A 13,977-nucleotide genomic window follows, 5' to 3' on the forward strand; every position below is an offset into this window, starting at 1 on the left:
AATCAAGAAGTGATCTGACATGGCCGCCAATCTGCAAAACGCCAATTCCAACGACATCACCAGCGTGATCTCCACGCTCGGTCAGCGTGCCGGCAATCGGGCGGGCGGTGCCAAGACCGAAGGGCTGGCCGGGCCGAAGCGTGCCGCGATCCTGATGCTGGCGCTGGGCGAGCAATATGGCGGCAAGATCTGGGGCCTGCTCGACGACGACGAGGTGCGTCAGCTCTCGCTGGAGATGTCCACGCTCGGCACCGTCGAGGTCGACACCGTCGAGGATATGCTGCTCGAATTCGTCTCGCGCATGTCGGCTTCGGGTGCGCTGATGGGCAATTTCGACGCCACCGAGCGCCTGCTCCAGCAATACCTGCCGCCGGAGCGCGTCAACGGCATCATGGACGAGATCCGCGGCCCTGCGGGGCGCAACATGTGGGAGAAGCTCTCCAACGTGCAGGAGGAGGTTCTCGCCAACTATCTCAAGAACGAATACCCGCAGACCATCGCCGTGGTGCTGTCGAAGCTGAAGTCGGAGCACGCCGCCCGCGTGCTCGGCATCCTGCCCGAGGAGCTCGCGCTCGACGTCGTCAACCGCATGCTGAAGATGGAGGCCGTGCAGAAGGAGGTGATCGAGAGCGTGGAGAAGACGCTGCGCACCGAATTCATGTCCAACCTGTCGCAGACCCGCCGCCGCGACGCCCACGAGGTGATGGCCGAAATCTTCAACAATTTCGACCGCCAGACCGAAACCCGCTTCATCACCTCGCTGGAAGAGGACAACCGCGAATCCGCCGAGCGCATCAAGGCGCTGATGTTCACCTTCGACGACCTCGTGAAGCTCGATTCCGGCTCGGCCCAGACCCTGATGCGCAACGTCGACAAGGACAAGCTCGGCGTCGCGCTCAAGAGCGCCAACGAGGACGTCCGCAACTTCTTCTTCGGCAACATGTCCTCGCGCGCGGCCAAGATGCTCCAGGACGACATGGCAGCGATGGGCCCGGTCCGCCTGCGCGACGTCGACGAGGCCCAGGCACTGCTGGTCAACCTCGCCAAGGATCTCGCCGCCAAGGGCGAGATCATGCTGACCAAGAACCGCGCCGACGACGAGCTGGTGTACTGATGGCCGCTCCGGCAAAATTCCTGTTCGACACCGACTTCGCGGCACCCGAGCGGACGACGCGCGAGAAGGCCGCGACCGCAGCCGAGATCGCCCAGAAGGTCGCGGAAGCCGAGGCGCGTGCCTACCAGGAGGGCTTTGCCGCCGGCCAGCGCGAGGCCAAGGCCGAGAGCGACCGCCGCGTCGCGCTCGCCATGGAAGAGATCAACATCGCAATTCGGGGCGTCGCTTCCGGCATCGGCAACATCGAGATCAAGATGGAGACCGAGGCGGTCGAGGTCGCGGTCGCGGTGGCGCGCAAGCTGTGCGCCGATCTCATCGCGGCCGAACCGCTCGGCGAGGTCATCGCGCTGGTCAAGGACTGCTTCTCGCATCTGGTCGCGACGCCGCATCTCGTCGTCCGCATCAACGATGCGCTTTACGACGCCGCGCGCGAAAAGGTCGAGCGGCTCGCCAAGCAGAGCGGCTTCGAGGGCCGGCTGGTGATCCTGGCCGAGCCGGACATTGCCACCGGCGACTGCCGGATCGAATGGGCCGATGGCGGCGTCGTGCTGGAGCGCAGCGCCATCATGGCGAAGATCGATGACATGGTCGGACGCTATATCGCGTCCCGCAGGGGGAGCTAAGCCATGAGCGACACTGACGGACAGGTCCCGCTGCCCGATCTGAACGGCCCGATGCCGCCAACCGGCACCGACGTCGGCTACAACGAGGACGAATATGCGGCGCGTGCCGCCGCCGACCTCGAGGCGGTATTCGACGTTCCGGTGCAGGTCTCGGCCGTGCTCGGCCGCTCCAAGATGGACGTCGGCGAGCTCCTCAAGCTCGGGCCCGGCACCGTGCTCGAGCTCGATCGGCGCGTCGGCGAAGCCATCGACATCTACGTCAACAACAAGCTGGTCGCCCGCGGCGAGGTCGTCCTGGTCGAGGACAAGCTCGGCGTGACCATGACGGAAATCATCAAGGCCGAACGCAGCTAGCGCCACGGAAAATAGAGCGCGGCAGCGCGAACAGACGAACAGGAGACTCATATGCGGCTTCTCATCGTTGGCACATTGAAGGGCCAGCTCACCACCGCCACCAAGATCGCGATGGAGAACGGCGCCACCGTGACCCATGCCGAGGATCATGAGCAGGCGATGCGCGTGCTGCGCGGCGGCAAGGGCGCCGACCTCCTGCTGGTCGACGTCGCGCTCGACATCCGCGACCTCGTGCTGCGGCTGGAAGCTGAGCACATCCACGCCCCGATCGTCGCCTGCGGCATCACCAACGACGCCCGTGCCGCCGTGGCCGCGATCCACGCCGGCGCCAAGGAATACATCCCGCTGCCGCCGGAGCCGGAGCTGATCGCCGCGGTGCTCGCCGCGGTCGCCAACGATTCCCGCGAGCTGGTCTATCGCGACGAAGCCATGGCAAAGGTGATCAAGCTCGCCCAGCAAATCGCGGGCTCGGATGCCTCGGTGATGATCACCGGGGAATCCGGCACGGGTAAGGAAGTGCTGGCCCGCTACGTCCATGCCCGCTCGGCGCGCGCCAAGCGTCCCTTCATCTCCATCAACTGCGCCGCGATCCCCGAGCACCTCCTGGAATCCGAGCTGTTCGGCCATGAGAAAGGCGCCTTCACCGGCGCGGTCGCCCGCCGCATCGGCAAGTTCGAGGAAGCGACCGGCGGCACGCTGCTGCTCGACGAAATCTCGGAGATGGACGTCCGCCTGCAATCCAAGCTGCTGCGCGCCATCCAGGAGCGTGTGATCGACCGCGTCGGCGGCACCAAGCCTGTCGCCGTGGACATCCGCATCATCGCGACCTCGAACCGCAACCTGGCCGAGGCCGTGCGCGAAGGCACGTTCCGCGAGGACCTGCTGTTCCGCCTCAACGTCGTCAATTTGAAGATCCCGCCGCTGCGCGAGCGCCCGGCCGATATCCTCGAGCTCGCCCAGCATTTCGTGAAGAAATACGCCGAGGCCAACGGCGTGCCGCTGCGCCCGATCTCGACGGAAGCCCGCCGCGTGCTCTCCGCCAACCGCTGGCAGGGCAACGTCCGCGAGCTCGAAAACACCATGCACCGCGCGGTGCTGATGGCGCAGGGCGATGAGATCGGGCCCGACGCCATCATCACGCCGGACGGCGACCGGCTCGACCTCGCCAAGACCGCCCCGGCCGTGGCGCATGCCACCATGGCCGCCGAGCAGGTGACGCGCGCGCTGGTGGGACGCACCGTGGCCGACGTCGAGCGCGACCTCATCCTGGAGACGCTGAAGCACTGCCTCGGCAACCGCACCCATGCCGCCAACATCCTCGGCATCTCGATCCGTACGCTGCGCAACAAGCTCAACGAATACGCCGACGGCGGCATCCCGATCCCGCCTGCGGGAACGCCGGGTGAGTATCCGCGGATGCCGATGGTGGGAGCGTAGGCGGCGCCTTCGAAGAAGGTGAGATGCGAATGCCCGGGCCTGGTCCCGGGCATTCGTTTGCGGACGGTTGCGCTGGCCTGCGCCCCGTCATCCTGAGGTGCGGTGCGCGCGATGCAAGAGCATCGCGCGCGGAGCCTCGAAGGATGAACGGCCACAGTCGGGCCGTCGCCCTTCGAGGGCCGCTGAAGAAGCGGCCACCTCAGGGTGACGGATAACTCAGCACACAGCGCAGAGCCGCATCGCATCCGGCGACTAGGTGCTCCCCGGGGCAGGCTTTATAACGCCGCATGACAACAACGCGAGGATAAACATGGCTGAAGCTCAAATCACGGATTGGCTGGCGTCGCAGAAGCAGGCGATGATTGATCTCTTGCGCGACGTCGTGAGCATCGATTCCGGATCCTACGACAAGGCAGGCGTCGATGCGGTCGGTGTGCGGTTCGAGCGGCATTTTGCCGAGCACGGCATTCCGTTCCGGCGCGAAAGCCACAGCACGTTTGGCGACGCGATCCATGCCGAGGTGGCAAAGCCCGGCAGCAACGAGAAGCCGGTGCTGTTGATGGGGCATCGCGACACCGTGTTCGGCAAGGGCGAGGCCGGGCGGCGTCCGTTCACGATTCGAGATGGCCGCGCCTATGGACCCGGCGTCGCCGACATGAAGTCCGGCCTCGTCATGAACGTGTTCGTGGCGACGGCCTTCCACAAGTTCGGCGGCGCACCGCATCCGATCAAGGTGCTGATCACCTCGGACGAAGAGATCGGCTCGCCCTCCTCGCGCCCGGTGATCGAACGCGAGGGGCGCTCGGCGCGCGCCGTGTTCAATTCCGAGCCGGGCCGTCCCACCGGCAACGTCGTCACTGGGCGCAAGGGCGGCATCTTCATGCACATGGCCATCACCGGCAAGGCCGCGCATTCCGGCGCGAACTTCGCTGCGGGCGTCAGCGCGATCGGCGAGCTCGCGCACAAGATCGTACAGATCCATGCGCTGACCAATCTTGACAAGGGCATCACGCTCAATGTCGGCCTCGTCTCCGGCGGGCAGTCCGTCAACACGACGGCGCCTTACGCCGAAGGCCAGATCGATCTGCGCTATGTCGATCCCGCCGACCGCGCGAGGATCATGGCCGCGATCGAAAAGATCGTCGCGACCTCCTACGTGCCGGGCACGAGCGCGACGCTCACCATCAAGGGCGAGTTCGTGCCGGTGGTGCAGAGCGCGGAGTCGAAGGCGCTGTTCGAAAAATATCAGGCCGCCGCAAGACAGGTCGGCCTCACCACGCTGCAGGGCGAGTTCTCCGGCGGCTGCGCCGATTCCGGCTTCACCGCCGCTGTGGGCACGCCGACGATCTGCGGCCTCGGACCCGTCGGCGGCCTCGCGCATACGCCGGAAGAATATCTCGAGGTCGACAGCATCGTGCCGCGCGCACAAGCGCTGGCGCTGGCGATTTTGCGGGGGTGAACGCAGGTGCCGTAGGGTGGGCAAAGCGAAGCGTGCCCACCACTTCTGCCATCGCGGAAAGATGGTGGGCACGGCGCAAGTGCGCCTTTGCCCACCCTACGGGACCTACGAGACCTCCCGAGCCTTACGAATAACTCGGCGCGTCGGGCTTGCGGAAGATGTGGATGGGATCGCCCGGCACGATCGGCTGGCCGCTGAACGTCGCGTAGGCGTAGAGCGCGAGATAGGCGATCGCGAGCGCACCAATGGCGTAGAAGACCCAGGTCGCCACGCGCTTCATCGTTCCGCTCCATTGCCGTCCCGGCGGGAAGGCCGAGGTGCTTCTAGAGCGACGACGAGAAAAAGACCAGCCTTGCGCGAGGGGACGGCGGCGATCAAATGCCGCGGCGGCCGCGCGCGGGAACGCTGACGTCGGCGAGCCTTGCGGCGTCCTCGTCCTGGTCGACCGCCACGTACTGGCCATGCCAGTAAGCGAGTGCCGCATTGCGCGTCGAGTTCCTGACGTCCCTGACGCGGCCGATGACGATGCCGTGCGAATGCCGCTCGACGATCTCCTCGACCTCGCAGTCGAACACCGACAACGCACCGACCAGCAGCGGAACGCCCGAGACCGACGTGATCCACTGCGCGCCCGCGAAACGATCGGCGCCCTTCAACCCGCCCTTGCCGGCAAAGCGCTCGGCAATGTCGAGCTGGTCGGCGTTGAGAATGTTGACGCCGAAGGCGCCGTGGCGGCGGATCAGCGGAAACGACGAGGCGTCGCGATTGATGCTGACCAGCAGCGTCGGCGGCTCGACCGACAGGGAGGTGACCGAGGTCACGGTCATGCCGGTGATGTCCCTGCCCCGCCCGGCGGTGATGACGCTGACGCCGCCGGTGAGGTGGCGCATGGCGCCGCGGAAATCGGCGGACGAGACGGGGATTTCAGTCATGAGATCGCGGGGCACTACATTCATGGCGTTGCTCCCCGCAAGCGGGGTTCCCTGTATTTAGGTACGATCGTCCGCCGACAACAGGTGGCTCAGGATCGAGCCTTCGAGGCCGGCAAGCTCGGCCGAGCCGCGCTGGCGCGGCCTGCCTGCGTTAACCACGACGTCATGGGCAATCCGGCCCTCCTCGATCACAAGCACCCGGTCTGCCAGGGCGACCGCCTCCGAGACATCGTGGGTGACCAGGATCGCCGTAAACCCCTGGTCGCGCCAGACCCGCTCCAGGAGGCGCTGCATCGAGATGCGGGTCAGCGCGTCCAGCGCGCCGAGCGGCTCGTCGAAGGCGAGCACGCGCGGACGAGAGACCAGCGCGCGGCCGAGCGCGACGCGCTGCTTCTGGCCGCCCGAGAGCACCGAAGGCCACTGGTCGCGCTTGTCGGCGAGGCCGACCTCGGTCAACGCCTTTTCGGCGCGGGCATGCGCATCGCCGGACGCACGATCGCGGCCGAGGCCGACCTCGACATTGGCGAGCACGCGGGCCCAGGGCAGCAGCCGCGGCTCCTGGAACATCACGCGGATGTCCTCGGGCTGGATGTCCCTTGGCTCAAAGTCCTGGCCGAAGCTGATGCTGCCGGCATCGATCTTGTCGAGGCCTGCGATCAGGCGCAGCAGCGTGCTCTTGCCGCAGCCGCTCTTGCCGACGATCGCGACGAACTGGCCGGCGGGGATATGCAGGTCGACGCCGCGCAGCACTTCGTTGTCGCCGAAGGACTTTCGCAGGCCGCGGATGCTGAGCGGCAGGCCGGTGGTCTGCGCCGGCCGCTCCTCGCGCACCACGCGGGCGTGTGGCGCGAAATTGGCGCGGCTGGCGAGCTCGGTCTCGGGAAGGGAGGTACGAAGCGCTGTCTGCATGTGATTCCCAGTATTTCTGCTCAACGTTTCTGGAAGGCGGGGTGCCAGGCGAGCGTCGCCCGCTCCAGCACGCGGGAGGCGCTGTCGGCGAGCTTGCCGAGCAGGGCGTAGATCAGGATCGAAAGCACGACGACGTCGATCAGCATGAACTCACGCGCCTGCATCGCCATGTAGCCAAGCCCTGAGGACGCCGCGATGGTTTCGGCGACGATCAGCGTCAGCCACATGATGCCGAGCGCGAAGCGGATGCCGACGAAGATCGACGGCAGCGCGCCCGGGAAGATCACGCGGCGGAACAATTCGCCGTCGGTCATGCCGTAGATGCGGCCCATCTCGATCAGCTGCGGGTCGACGGTGCGGATGCCGTGCAGCGTGTTGAGATAGATCGGGAAGAACACGCCCAGCGCCACCAGGAAGAGTTTTGCGCTCTCGTCGATGCCGAACCAGAGGATGACCAGCGGGATCAGCGCCAGATGCGGCACGTTGCGCACCATCTGCAGCGTGGTGTCGGTGAGCTTGGCCGAGAGCTGCGACAGGCCGTTGGCAAGGCCGAAGGCGAAGCCGATGCTGCCGCCGATCAAAAAGCCGATCGAGGCGCGCCAGAACGAGACCCAGATGTTGCGGACCAGCTCGCCGGAGAGCAGCAGCTTCCAGCCGGCCAGCGCGACGTCGCTCGGCGCCGGCAGCACGCGCGTCGGCACGAAGCCGGCGACGCTCGCGACCTGCCAGATCGCGATGATGGCGAGCGGCACGATCCACTGGATCAAGCCGTCGACCCGCGGCAGGCGGAGGCTGCGCGGGAGCGAGATGCTGTCGATCAGGCTCATGACTGCGACACCCGGTGCTGCGGACGGAAATCGCTGCCGACCGTCTCGCCAAACGGACCGCCGTTGAAGTGCAGCCTGGCCACGTTGCTCGGCTGCTCCAGCGCGAGCAGCGGGAACACCAGCTCGGCGAAGCGGTAGGCCTCCTCCAGATGCGGATAGCCCGACATGATGAAGGTATCGATGCCGAGATCCTGATACTCCCTGATGCGCGCCGCGACGGTCCGGGCGTCGCCGACCAGCGCGGTGCCGGCGCCGCCGCGGACGAGGCCGACGCCGGCCCACAGGTTCGGCGCGATCTCGAGCCTGTCGCGCTTGCCGCCATGAAGCTGCGCCATGCGCTGCTGGCCGACGGAATCCATGCGGGCAAAGTTCTTCTGCGCCAGCGCGATGGTGTCGTCGCTGACATGCCTGATCAGTTCGTTCGCGGCGCGCCAGGCCTCCTCATTGGTCTCGCGGACGATGACGTGAAGACGGATACCGAAGGAGAGTTTTCGGCCACGCGCGCTGGCGACTTCCCTCACCTTGGCGATCTTCTCCGCAACCAAAGCCGGCGGCTCGCCCCAGGTGAGATATTTGTCGACGGTGTCGACGGCGACGTCGATGCCGGCATCGGACGAGCCGCCGAAATAGAGCGGCGGCCGCGGCGACTGAACGGGAGGAAACAGCAGCTTGCCGCCCTCGACATGGATGTGCTTGCCCTCGACATTCACCGTCTTGCCGGCGAGCAGATCGCCATAGACGTTGAGGAACTCGCGGGTGACTTCGTAGCGCTCGTCGTGAGCGAGGAAGACGCCGTCGCCCCTGTTCTCGACGGGATCGCCGCCGGTGACGACATTGACGAGCAGCCGGCCATTGGTGACGCGGTCGAGCGTCGCCGTCATGCGCGCCGCCACGCTTGGCGATTGCAGGCCGGGCCTCACCGCCACGAGGTAGCGCAGCCGCTCGGTGAACGGCGCGACGCTGGACGCGACGATCCAGGAATCCTCGCAGGACCGCCCCGTCGGCAGCAGCACGCCGAAATAGCCGAGCTGATCGGCGGCCTGCGCGACCTGGCGCAGATAGTTGAAATTGACCTCGCGGCCGCCGATGCCGGTGCCGAGATAGCGGCCGTCACCGTGCGTCGGCAGGAACCAGAGGATGTTGGTGCCGGGTTGGCTCATCGATGTGCCCCTAGCCGTAAGTCGTGCCGACGGCGGCGGCGACGATGCCGATCGACAGCACGATGGCGGCGATCACGCGTTGAACGATACGCTTCATGTTCAGACCTTTTTGGATGGGAAGATCAGTCGGCACGATCAGGCTGCCGGGTTGCGCCAGACGATGTCGCGGATGACGATCGGCTTCGGGATCAGGCCGAGCTTGTGGAAGCGGTCGGCGACGCCCTGCTGGGTGGCGACGATGTCGTCGGTGACGGGACCGACCACGAAGTTCGCGCGATTGGCGGCGACGGTCTGGATGTCCAAGGGGACGCCGGTGATCGCGGCGAGCGATTTGGCGACCTCGTCGCGGTGCTGCTCGGCCCATTTTCCGGCCGCAGTGGTGACGTCGACGATCTGCTGCAGGATCGCGCCGTGGTTCTTCGCGAAGTCGCGATTGGCGATGTAGAAGGAGTTGGTCTTGGTGACCTCGCGCGAATTGATCAGGATGCGGCCGTTCTGCCTGGTCTCGCCGATCGCGAAATAGGGATCCCAGATCGCCCAGGCCTCGATGCTGCCATTGGCGAAGGCGGGGCCGGCGTCCGGCGGCGTCAGATAGACCGGCGTGATGTCGGCATAGGTCAGGCCGCCCTTTTCCAGCGTCTGCACCACGATGTTGTGGGCGCTGGAGCCCTTGGTGAATCCGATACGCTTGCCCTTCAGCTCAGTGATGTCGCGGATCGGCGAATCCCTGGGCACCAGGATGCCCTGGCCGTTGGTGATCGGCTGCCCCGCGGCATAGACGATCGCAGCTCCCGCCGCCTGCGCGAACACCGGCGGGGAATCGCCGACCGCGCCGAAATCGACGCTGCCGACATTCATCGCCTCCATCATCGGCGGGCCCGAGGAGAACTCGATCCATTTCACCTCGATGCCTCGTGGCGTGAAATGTTTTTCCAGGGCCGCCTGCTGCCGCGTGATGACCAGCACGCCGGTCTTCTGGTAGCCGATGCGAATTTCCTTCACCGCGCCTTGCGCGGATGCAGGCGCAGACAGCGCCGCCAGCGCAGCAGTCCCGGCAGATAGTTTGAGAAAGTCCCGACGTCGCATTCCACACTCCCGGCCGTCAGCGGCCGTCATCATTCATCTTTCAGGAATGATGGTGCGGGTGATCGGAGGTGTCGAGACGTGCGGAAAAATAGCGATGCGAGCACTGCACGTGTGGCGGAGTGCATGATTAATCTTTCAAGCGGTCGCGACGATGCAGACGGAATTTTTCCGCACGCGAATGTGAGAGCCGCACGGAGTCCGTCCGAGCCGAGACACCGCAACATAAAAAGTCGCAAAACAACCCCATGCACAGTAGCCGGGGCGTGCGAAAACAATGGCTTACGCATTATCCGAAGTTCGTTTGACTCGTCGGGCAAAGCAGGAGCAGAATGGCATCATCGCGGACTAGGGGCTGGGGCGCGAAGCTCCTTCCACTCTCCGCTGTCATTCCCCGCCTTGTGTGCAATTGCGCACTGGGGCGGGGAGTCCAGTATTCCCGAGACGTCAAACGTTCCACACGACTGCCGCGGCGTACTGGATCGCCCGCCTTCGCGGGCGATGACACCGAAGCTGTGGCGGGCGCGTGCTTTGATCCGAAGCACAGATACCGTGCGAGCTACTGCCGCCACGTCACCGGCAGATTCTGCAGCCCGCGGAAGGCCCAGCCGCCGATCCGCACCGGCTCGTCATCGGCGATCTCGATGCGGCCCGCGCGCGCAAACACCGTCGGCAGGGCGACGTCGGCGATCATGGCGCGCGAGGCGAAGGCGCCGGCGCAGAAATGCGGACCGGCGCCGAAGGCGACGCTCTTGGAGGTGTCACGCCGCACGTCGAACTGGTCGGCGCGCTCAAAATGCTTCTCGTCGCGATTGGCCGAGCCGAACATCAGGAACACGCGCTCGTCCGCCTCGAATGACACGTCCCGGATGGTCCAAGGCTTTGCGATCCGCCGCGGCGACATGCCGATCGGCGAGATCCAGCGGGCATATTCCTCGAAGGCCTGCAGCCAGGACACCTCACCGCGCAGGACCAGATCGAGCTGCTCGGGATGGGTGAGCAGCGCCCACACCGTGCCGGCAATGGCCTTGCGCGGCTCGTTCTGGCCGCCCGATATCGCGAGCTTGACGTTGGCGCGCACGCTCTCCATCGGCATTCCCGAGGCGAGGAGCACGCCCAAGATGCTCTGGTCGGGATGCTTGCGCATCGCCGGCAGGATGTCGTCGATCGCGGCATCGATGCCCGATGTCGCGGCGTGACAGCGCGCCTCGACCGCGGGATCGCCGGCGTAATTGGCGATGCCCTCGATCATGCCCTGCGACCACGCGTCCATGTGCTCAAAGCCGATATTGGTGAGTCCGGTGATCGACTTCAGGCATTCGCCGGAGAACGGCAGCGCGAAATCGCGCATGAAGTCGATCCGTCCCGGCGCGATGGCATCGAGGATGCGGTCGGCATGAGCCTGGAACAGCGCGGTCCAGTGCGCCTTCACCGTCTTCGGCGAGATCGTCGGAAACATCGCACGGCGCTCGACCAGATGCGCCTCGCCGTCCTTGCGCATCATGTTGTGGCCCATCAGCCGGTTCATCAGCCCGGCGGGCTGGTGCGAGGAGAACACGTCGATCTGCTTCTCGGAGATCGAGATGTCGTCGCGGCTCGTCAGCAGCGTCGAGCCGAGCTGCGGCACGAAGGCGATCGGCGCTTCTCTCCGCATTTTCGCGAGCATCGGATAGGGGTCGGCCCAGAATGCGGCGGGGTCGATGTCGATGCGCGGCGCCGTGCTCAAGGCGGTTTCCCCTGGATTCTCGTTTGTTCCAGGCCAGACTAGCGAACTCCGCGGCCGGCGTCTGTCCCTAGCGATGGGGACTGTCGGAGGACCGAGTTAACGGGCCTCGGCGGTCTTCGGTCCGGATGGCAGCATCTGCGCGTTGGCCGCCAAGGGCCGGTTCGACGGCGATGCGGGCTCCGGCAATCGGAAAGCGGCGTCGGCCGGCGCTCCCTGGGATGGCCGACGGGCCGCATTTGCCGGAAGCACGATCACTTTCGCTCCGACTTTCACCCGCTCATAAAGGTCCGTCACGTCCTCATTGGTCAGCCGGATACAGCCGGACGAAACCCGCTTCCCGATCGTATCGGGCTTGTTGGTGCCGTGAATTCGATATTCAGTCTCGCCGAGGTACATCGCCCGGGCGCCGAGCGGGTTGCCGGGACCGCCCGCCATGAACCGCGGCAGATAAGGCTGACGCGAGACCATCTCCGCGGGCGGGCGCCAATCCGGCCATTCCGCCTTGCGAGCCACAGTCTGCTCACCGGACCATGCAAAACCTTCGCGGCCGACACCGATGCCATAGCGCATCGCCTGCCTGTCGTTCAGGACGAAATAAAGGAACGTGTTTCCGGTATCGATGATCACGGTACCCGGCGTCTGGCGGCTGGCGTAGTCAACCACTTGCCGAACCAATGCTCCGGGACCATCAGCGTCGGCCTTTGGTGGTTCGACCAGAGGCGCCGGGGCTGGAATCGGAGCCGGAGCCGGCGCGGATGCATGAACTGCAGGTGCCACGTAAACCGGTGTTGACGATGCCTGGGCTTGGGGAGCCGAGGGCTTCCGTGGCGGCTGCACGCTCGCCGGGCGAGACAGCAAACCGTACCCCAACGCGGCGACGGCCACGGCGCCAATTGCAACTCTCGCGGCCATTGGTATTGCGAGCGTCTCCGCCTTTCCACGTTTGGCCCGCTTACTCATACTCTTTCCCCAGGTCACTATGCCCTGAAGAGGTACCCAGCAAAATTTAAGAAACTTCGAAGCGATGTCGCTCAGACTGGAACCGTGCGCTTTGGTTAACGCCGTACTTTTGTTCGGCAACATGAAAATTGGGAGCTACCGCTTGATATTTGGGTAGCGACATGGACGACGCGCCTCCCATCGCGGAACGAGTCGAGGTTCTGGCCCGGCGGAGCGGACACGCTCCGCTCTTTCACCAACTGCGGCTTCGCGTCAATTTCCGCCCCGGCCAATCCCCCGTTGCACAGGTTGGCTACGCCTCAACAAGCCGACATTGGCCTCTCAACGCCGAGTGTCAGCGTCGGGCCAATAAGCGACACTGACCAAGAGCGAGGCGGAACTGGCGGTCTCGGCGCACCAGATTGTGATATGCAGGCGTTGTGTCCGTGCAAACAATAGAGGTGCCCAAACGAGGAGGACAGCATGGCTGACGATACACGTCGCCTCTCGTGCGCTTCGTTGGGGACAAGCCGATAGCCTAATTGGCTCCGGTTGCTTCACTCATACGATTTCAAGGATTGTGGCTGCTACGACGCGGCGCGCACTCGCGCCACGCGGCCCCGTCAGTGATGCTGACTAGCCATTGGCCTGGATTGAGCTTGCCTACACCGTGTCCGGTCTTCCAAGGTGAGACATTGTGCATCACCCGTTCCTCTTCACGTCAGGTAGAATGCAATTGCCGTTGAAGCGGGACGTGCCGAGATTGTCGTTCGGAGAACCCGAACAGCACTAATGCCATCGGCAGGCACGCACTCAAGGGACCGACCCTTTTTTCGGTTTCGCCACGATCCACCATCTGCGAAATGCGAGCGCCGCGCCTGCGGCGGCTCGTTGCCGTAACCTCGGGAGAAAACGATGAACAAGATCGATCGAAGGTCAGCATTGGGATTCGGATTGGCAGCGGCCTCGGCGGCCATGGTGAAGCCAGCCGCCGCTCAAACCACGGGCTACAAGGATGAGACGCCATGGCCAGGCGTCGTGGTGCGCGCTTATGAAGGCGAGACCCCATCCATCATTCCCGGTTTTATGACCGTCTCGATGCGCGATGTCATCATGCAACCGGGGTCGAAGACAATGGGCCCCCCGATGATGAATGCCATGATCTGCCATATCACCGAAGGGGAGCTGCGGCTTGATCAGGAGGGAAAGACCTTTACGGCCAAGAAGAACTTTGTCTGGACCTGCAACAAGGACACAAAAGAGCAGGCGTACAATGACGGGAGCGTGGTCGCGATTATGAGGATCACGGACCTAAAGGCTTAAGGCTCGCGTTCTTGTAAAGACGACTGATTGCACGGAGCACGCAGCCTGCTCTGAAATGCAAAGAAGGCGCCACCGACCTTCTTTGTTTGGG

Annotated in this window: 15 protein-coding genes; 6 read left to right on the forward strand and 9 right to left on the reverse strand. The window is 65.0% G+C overall.

Annotation, left to right across the window (positions count from 1 at the left end):
- Positions 1-19: 19 nt before the first annotated feature.
- The 5 genes from fliG to CVM73_RS20220 all read left to right on the forward strand — a co-directional run bounded on the left by fliG (position 20) and on the right by CVM73_RS20220 (position 4,987).
- Positions 20-1,114, forward strand: coding sequence for a flagellar motor switch protein FliG (fliG, locus tag CVM73_RS20200; RefSeq protein ID WP_100233619.1), 1,095 nt, complete (start codon positions 20-22; stop codon positions 1,112-1,114).
- The gene (locus CVM73_RS20205) at positions 1,114-1,737 is read left to right on the forward strand and encodes a FliH/SctL family protein (RefSeq protein WP_100233620.1); all 624 of its coding nucleotides are present in this window, start codon (positions 1,114-1,116) and stop codon (positions 1,735-1,737) included. Before fliG ends, CVM73_RS20205 begins: the two co-directional genes overlap by 1 nt.
- A 3-nt stretch (positions 1,738-1,740) precedes the next feature.
- Positions 1,741-2,091 carry a flagellar motor switch protein FliN gene (gene fliN / locus CVM73_RS20210; protein ID WP_100233621.1) on the forward strand — a complete coding sequence of 117 codons (351 nt, stop codon included), beginning with the start codon at positions 1,741-1,743 and terminating at the stop codon, positions 2,089-2,091.
- Between the two features lie 51 nt (positions 2,092-2,142).
- Positions 2,143-3,528: a sigma-54-dependent transcriptional regulator FlbD gene (gene flbD, locus CVM73_RS20215; RefSeq protein ID WP_100233622.1), complete on the forward strand. Its 1,386-nt coding sequence runs from the start codon at positions 2,143-2,145 to the stop codon at positions 3,526-3,528.
- A 310-nt stretch (positions 3,529-3,838) separates the two neighbouring features.
- Positions 3,839-4,987 carry a M20 family metallopeptidase gene (locus tag CVM73_RS20220; RefSeq protein ID WP_100233623.1) on the forward strand — a complete coding sequence of 383 codons (1,149 nt, stop codon included), beginning with the start codon at positions 3,839-3,841 and terminating at the stop codon, positions 4,985-4,987.
- Positions 4,988-5,111: 124 nt separating this feature from the next.
- Here the strand turns inward: CVM73_RS20220 and CVM73_RS40395 are convergent, their stop codons facing one another.
- From CVM73_RS40395 to CVM73_RS20260, 9 genes are all read right to left on the reverse strand, one after another.
- On the reverse strand, positions 5,112-5,267 hold the full coding sequence (locus tag CVM73_RS40395; protein WP_167406934.1) for a hypothetical protein: 156 nt from the start codon (positions 5,265-5,267) through the stop codon (positions 5,112-5,114).
- A 94-nt stretch (positions 5,268-5,361) separates the two neighbouring features.
- A complete protein-coding gene (locus CVM73_RS20230) occupies positions 5,362-5,943 on the reverse strand; it encodes a flavin reductase family protein (protein WP_100233624.1) in 582 nt (193 codons plus the stop codon).
- Between the two features lie 33 nt (positions 5,944-5,976).
- Positions 5,977-6,828 carry an ATP-binding cassette domain-containing protein gene (locus CVM73_RS20235; RefSeq protein ID WP_100233625.1) on the reverse strand — a complete coding sequence of 284 codons (852 nt, stop codon included), beginning with the start codon at positions 6,826-6,828 and terminating at the stop codon, positions 5,977-5,979.
- A gap of 20 nt (positions 6,829-6,848) precedes the next feature.
- A complete protein-coding gene (locus CVM73_RS20240) occupies positions 6,849-7,655 on the reverse strand; it encodes an ABC transporter permease subunit (protein WP_100233626.1) in 807 nt (268 codons plus the stop codon).
- Positions 7,652-8,815 (reverse strand): FMNH2-dependent alkanesulfonate monooxygenase, encoded by a 1,164-nt coding sequence (ssuD, locus tag CVM73_RS20245; RefSeq protein WP_100233627.1) that lies wholly within the window; start codon positions 8,813-8,815, stop codon positions 7,652-7,654. The genes CVM73_RS20240 and ssuD overlap by 4 nt, the downstream gene beginning before the upstream one ends.
- Before the next feature lie 10 nt (positions 8,816-8,825).
- Positions 8,826-8,948 carry a hypothetical protein gene (locus tag CVM73_RS41495; RefSeq protein ID WP_283809930.1) on the reverse strand — a complete coding sequence of 41 codons (123 nt, stop codon included), beginning with the start codon at positions 8,946-8,948 and terminating at the stop codon, positions 8,826-8,828.
- Positions 8,949-8,950: 2 nt separating this feature from the next.
- Entirely contained in the window at positions 8,951-9,901 is a 951-nt protein-coding gene (locus CVM73_RS20250; RefSeq protein WP_100233628.1) for a sulfonate ABC transporter substrate-binding protein, read from the reverse strand.
- A gap of 556 nt (positions 9,902-10,457) precedes the next feature.
- Complete coding sequence (locus CVM73_RS20255; RefSeq protein ID WP_100233629.1) at positions 10,458-11,624, reverse strand: cytochrome P450; 1,167 nt, start codon at positions 11,622-11,624, stop codon at positions 10,458-10,460.
- Between the two features lie 96 nt (positions 11,625-11,720).
- Positions 11,721-12,584, reverse strand: coding sequence for a L,D-transpeptidase (locus CVM73_RS20260; RefSeq protein ID WP_100233668.1), 864 nt, complete (start codon positions 12,582-12,584; stop codon positions 11,721-11,723).
- An 894-nt stretch (positions 12,585-13,478) separates the two neighbouring features.
- Here CVM73_RS20260 and CVM73_RS20265 point away from each other — a divergent pair.
- Positions 13,479-13,886, forward strand: a complete 408-nt coding sequence (locus tag CVM73_RS20265) for a hypothetical protein (protein ID WP_100233630.1) — start codon at positions 13,479-13,481, stop codon at positions 13,884-13,886.
- Positions 13,887-13,977 lie beyond the last annotated feature (91 nt).

This window comes from Bradyrhizobium forestalis (assembly GCF_002795245.1).
Classification (GTDB): Bacteria; Pseudomonadota; Alphaproteobacteria; order Rhizobiales; family Xanthobacteraceae; genus Bradyrhizobium; species Bradyrhizobium forestalis.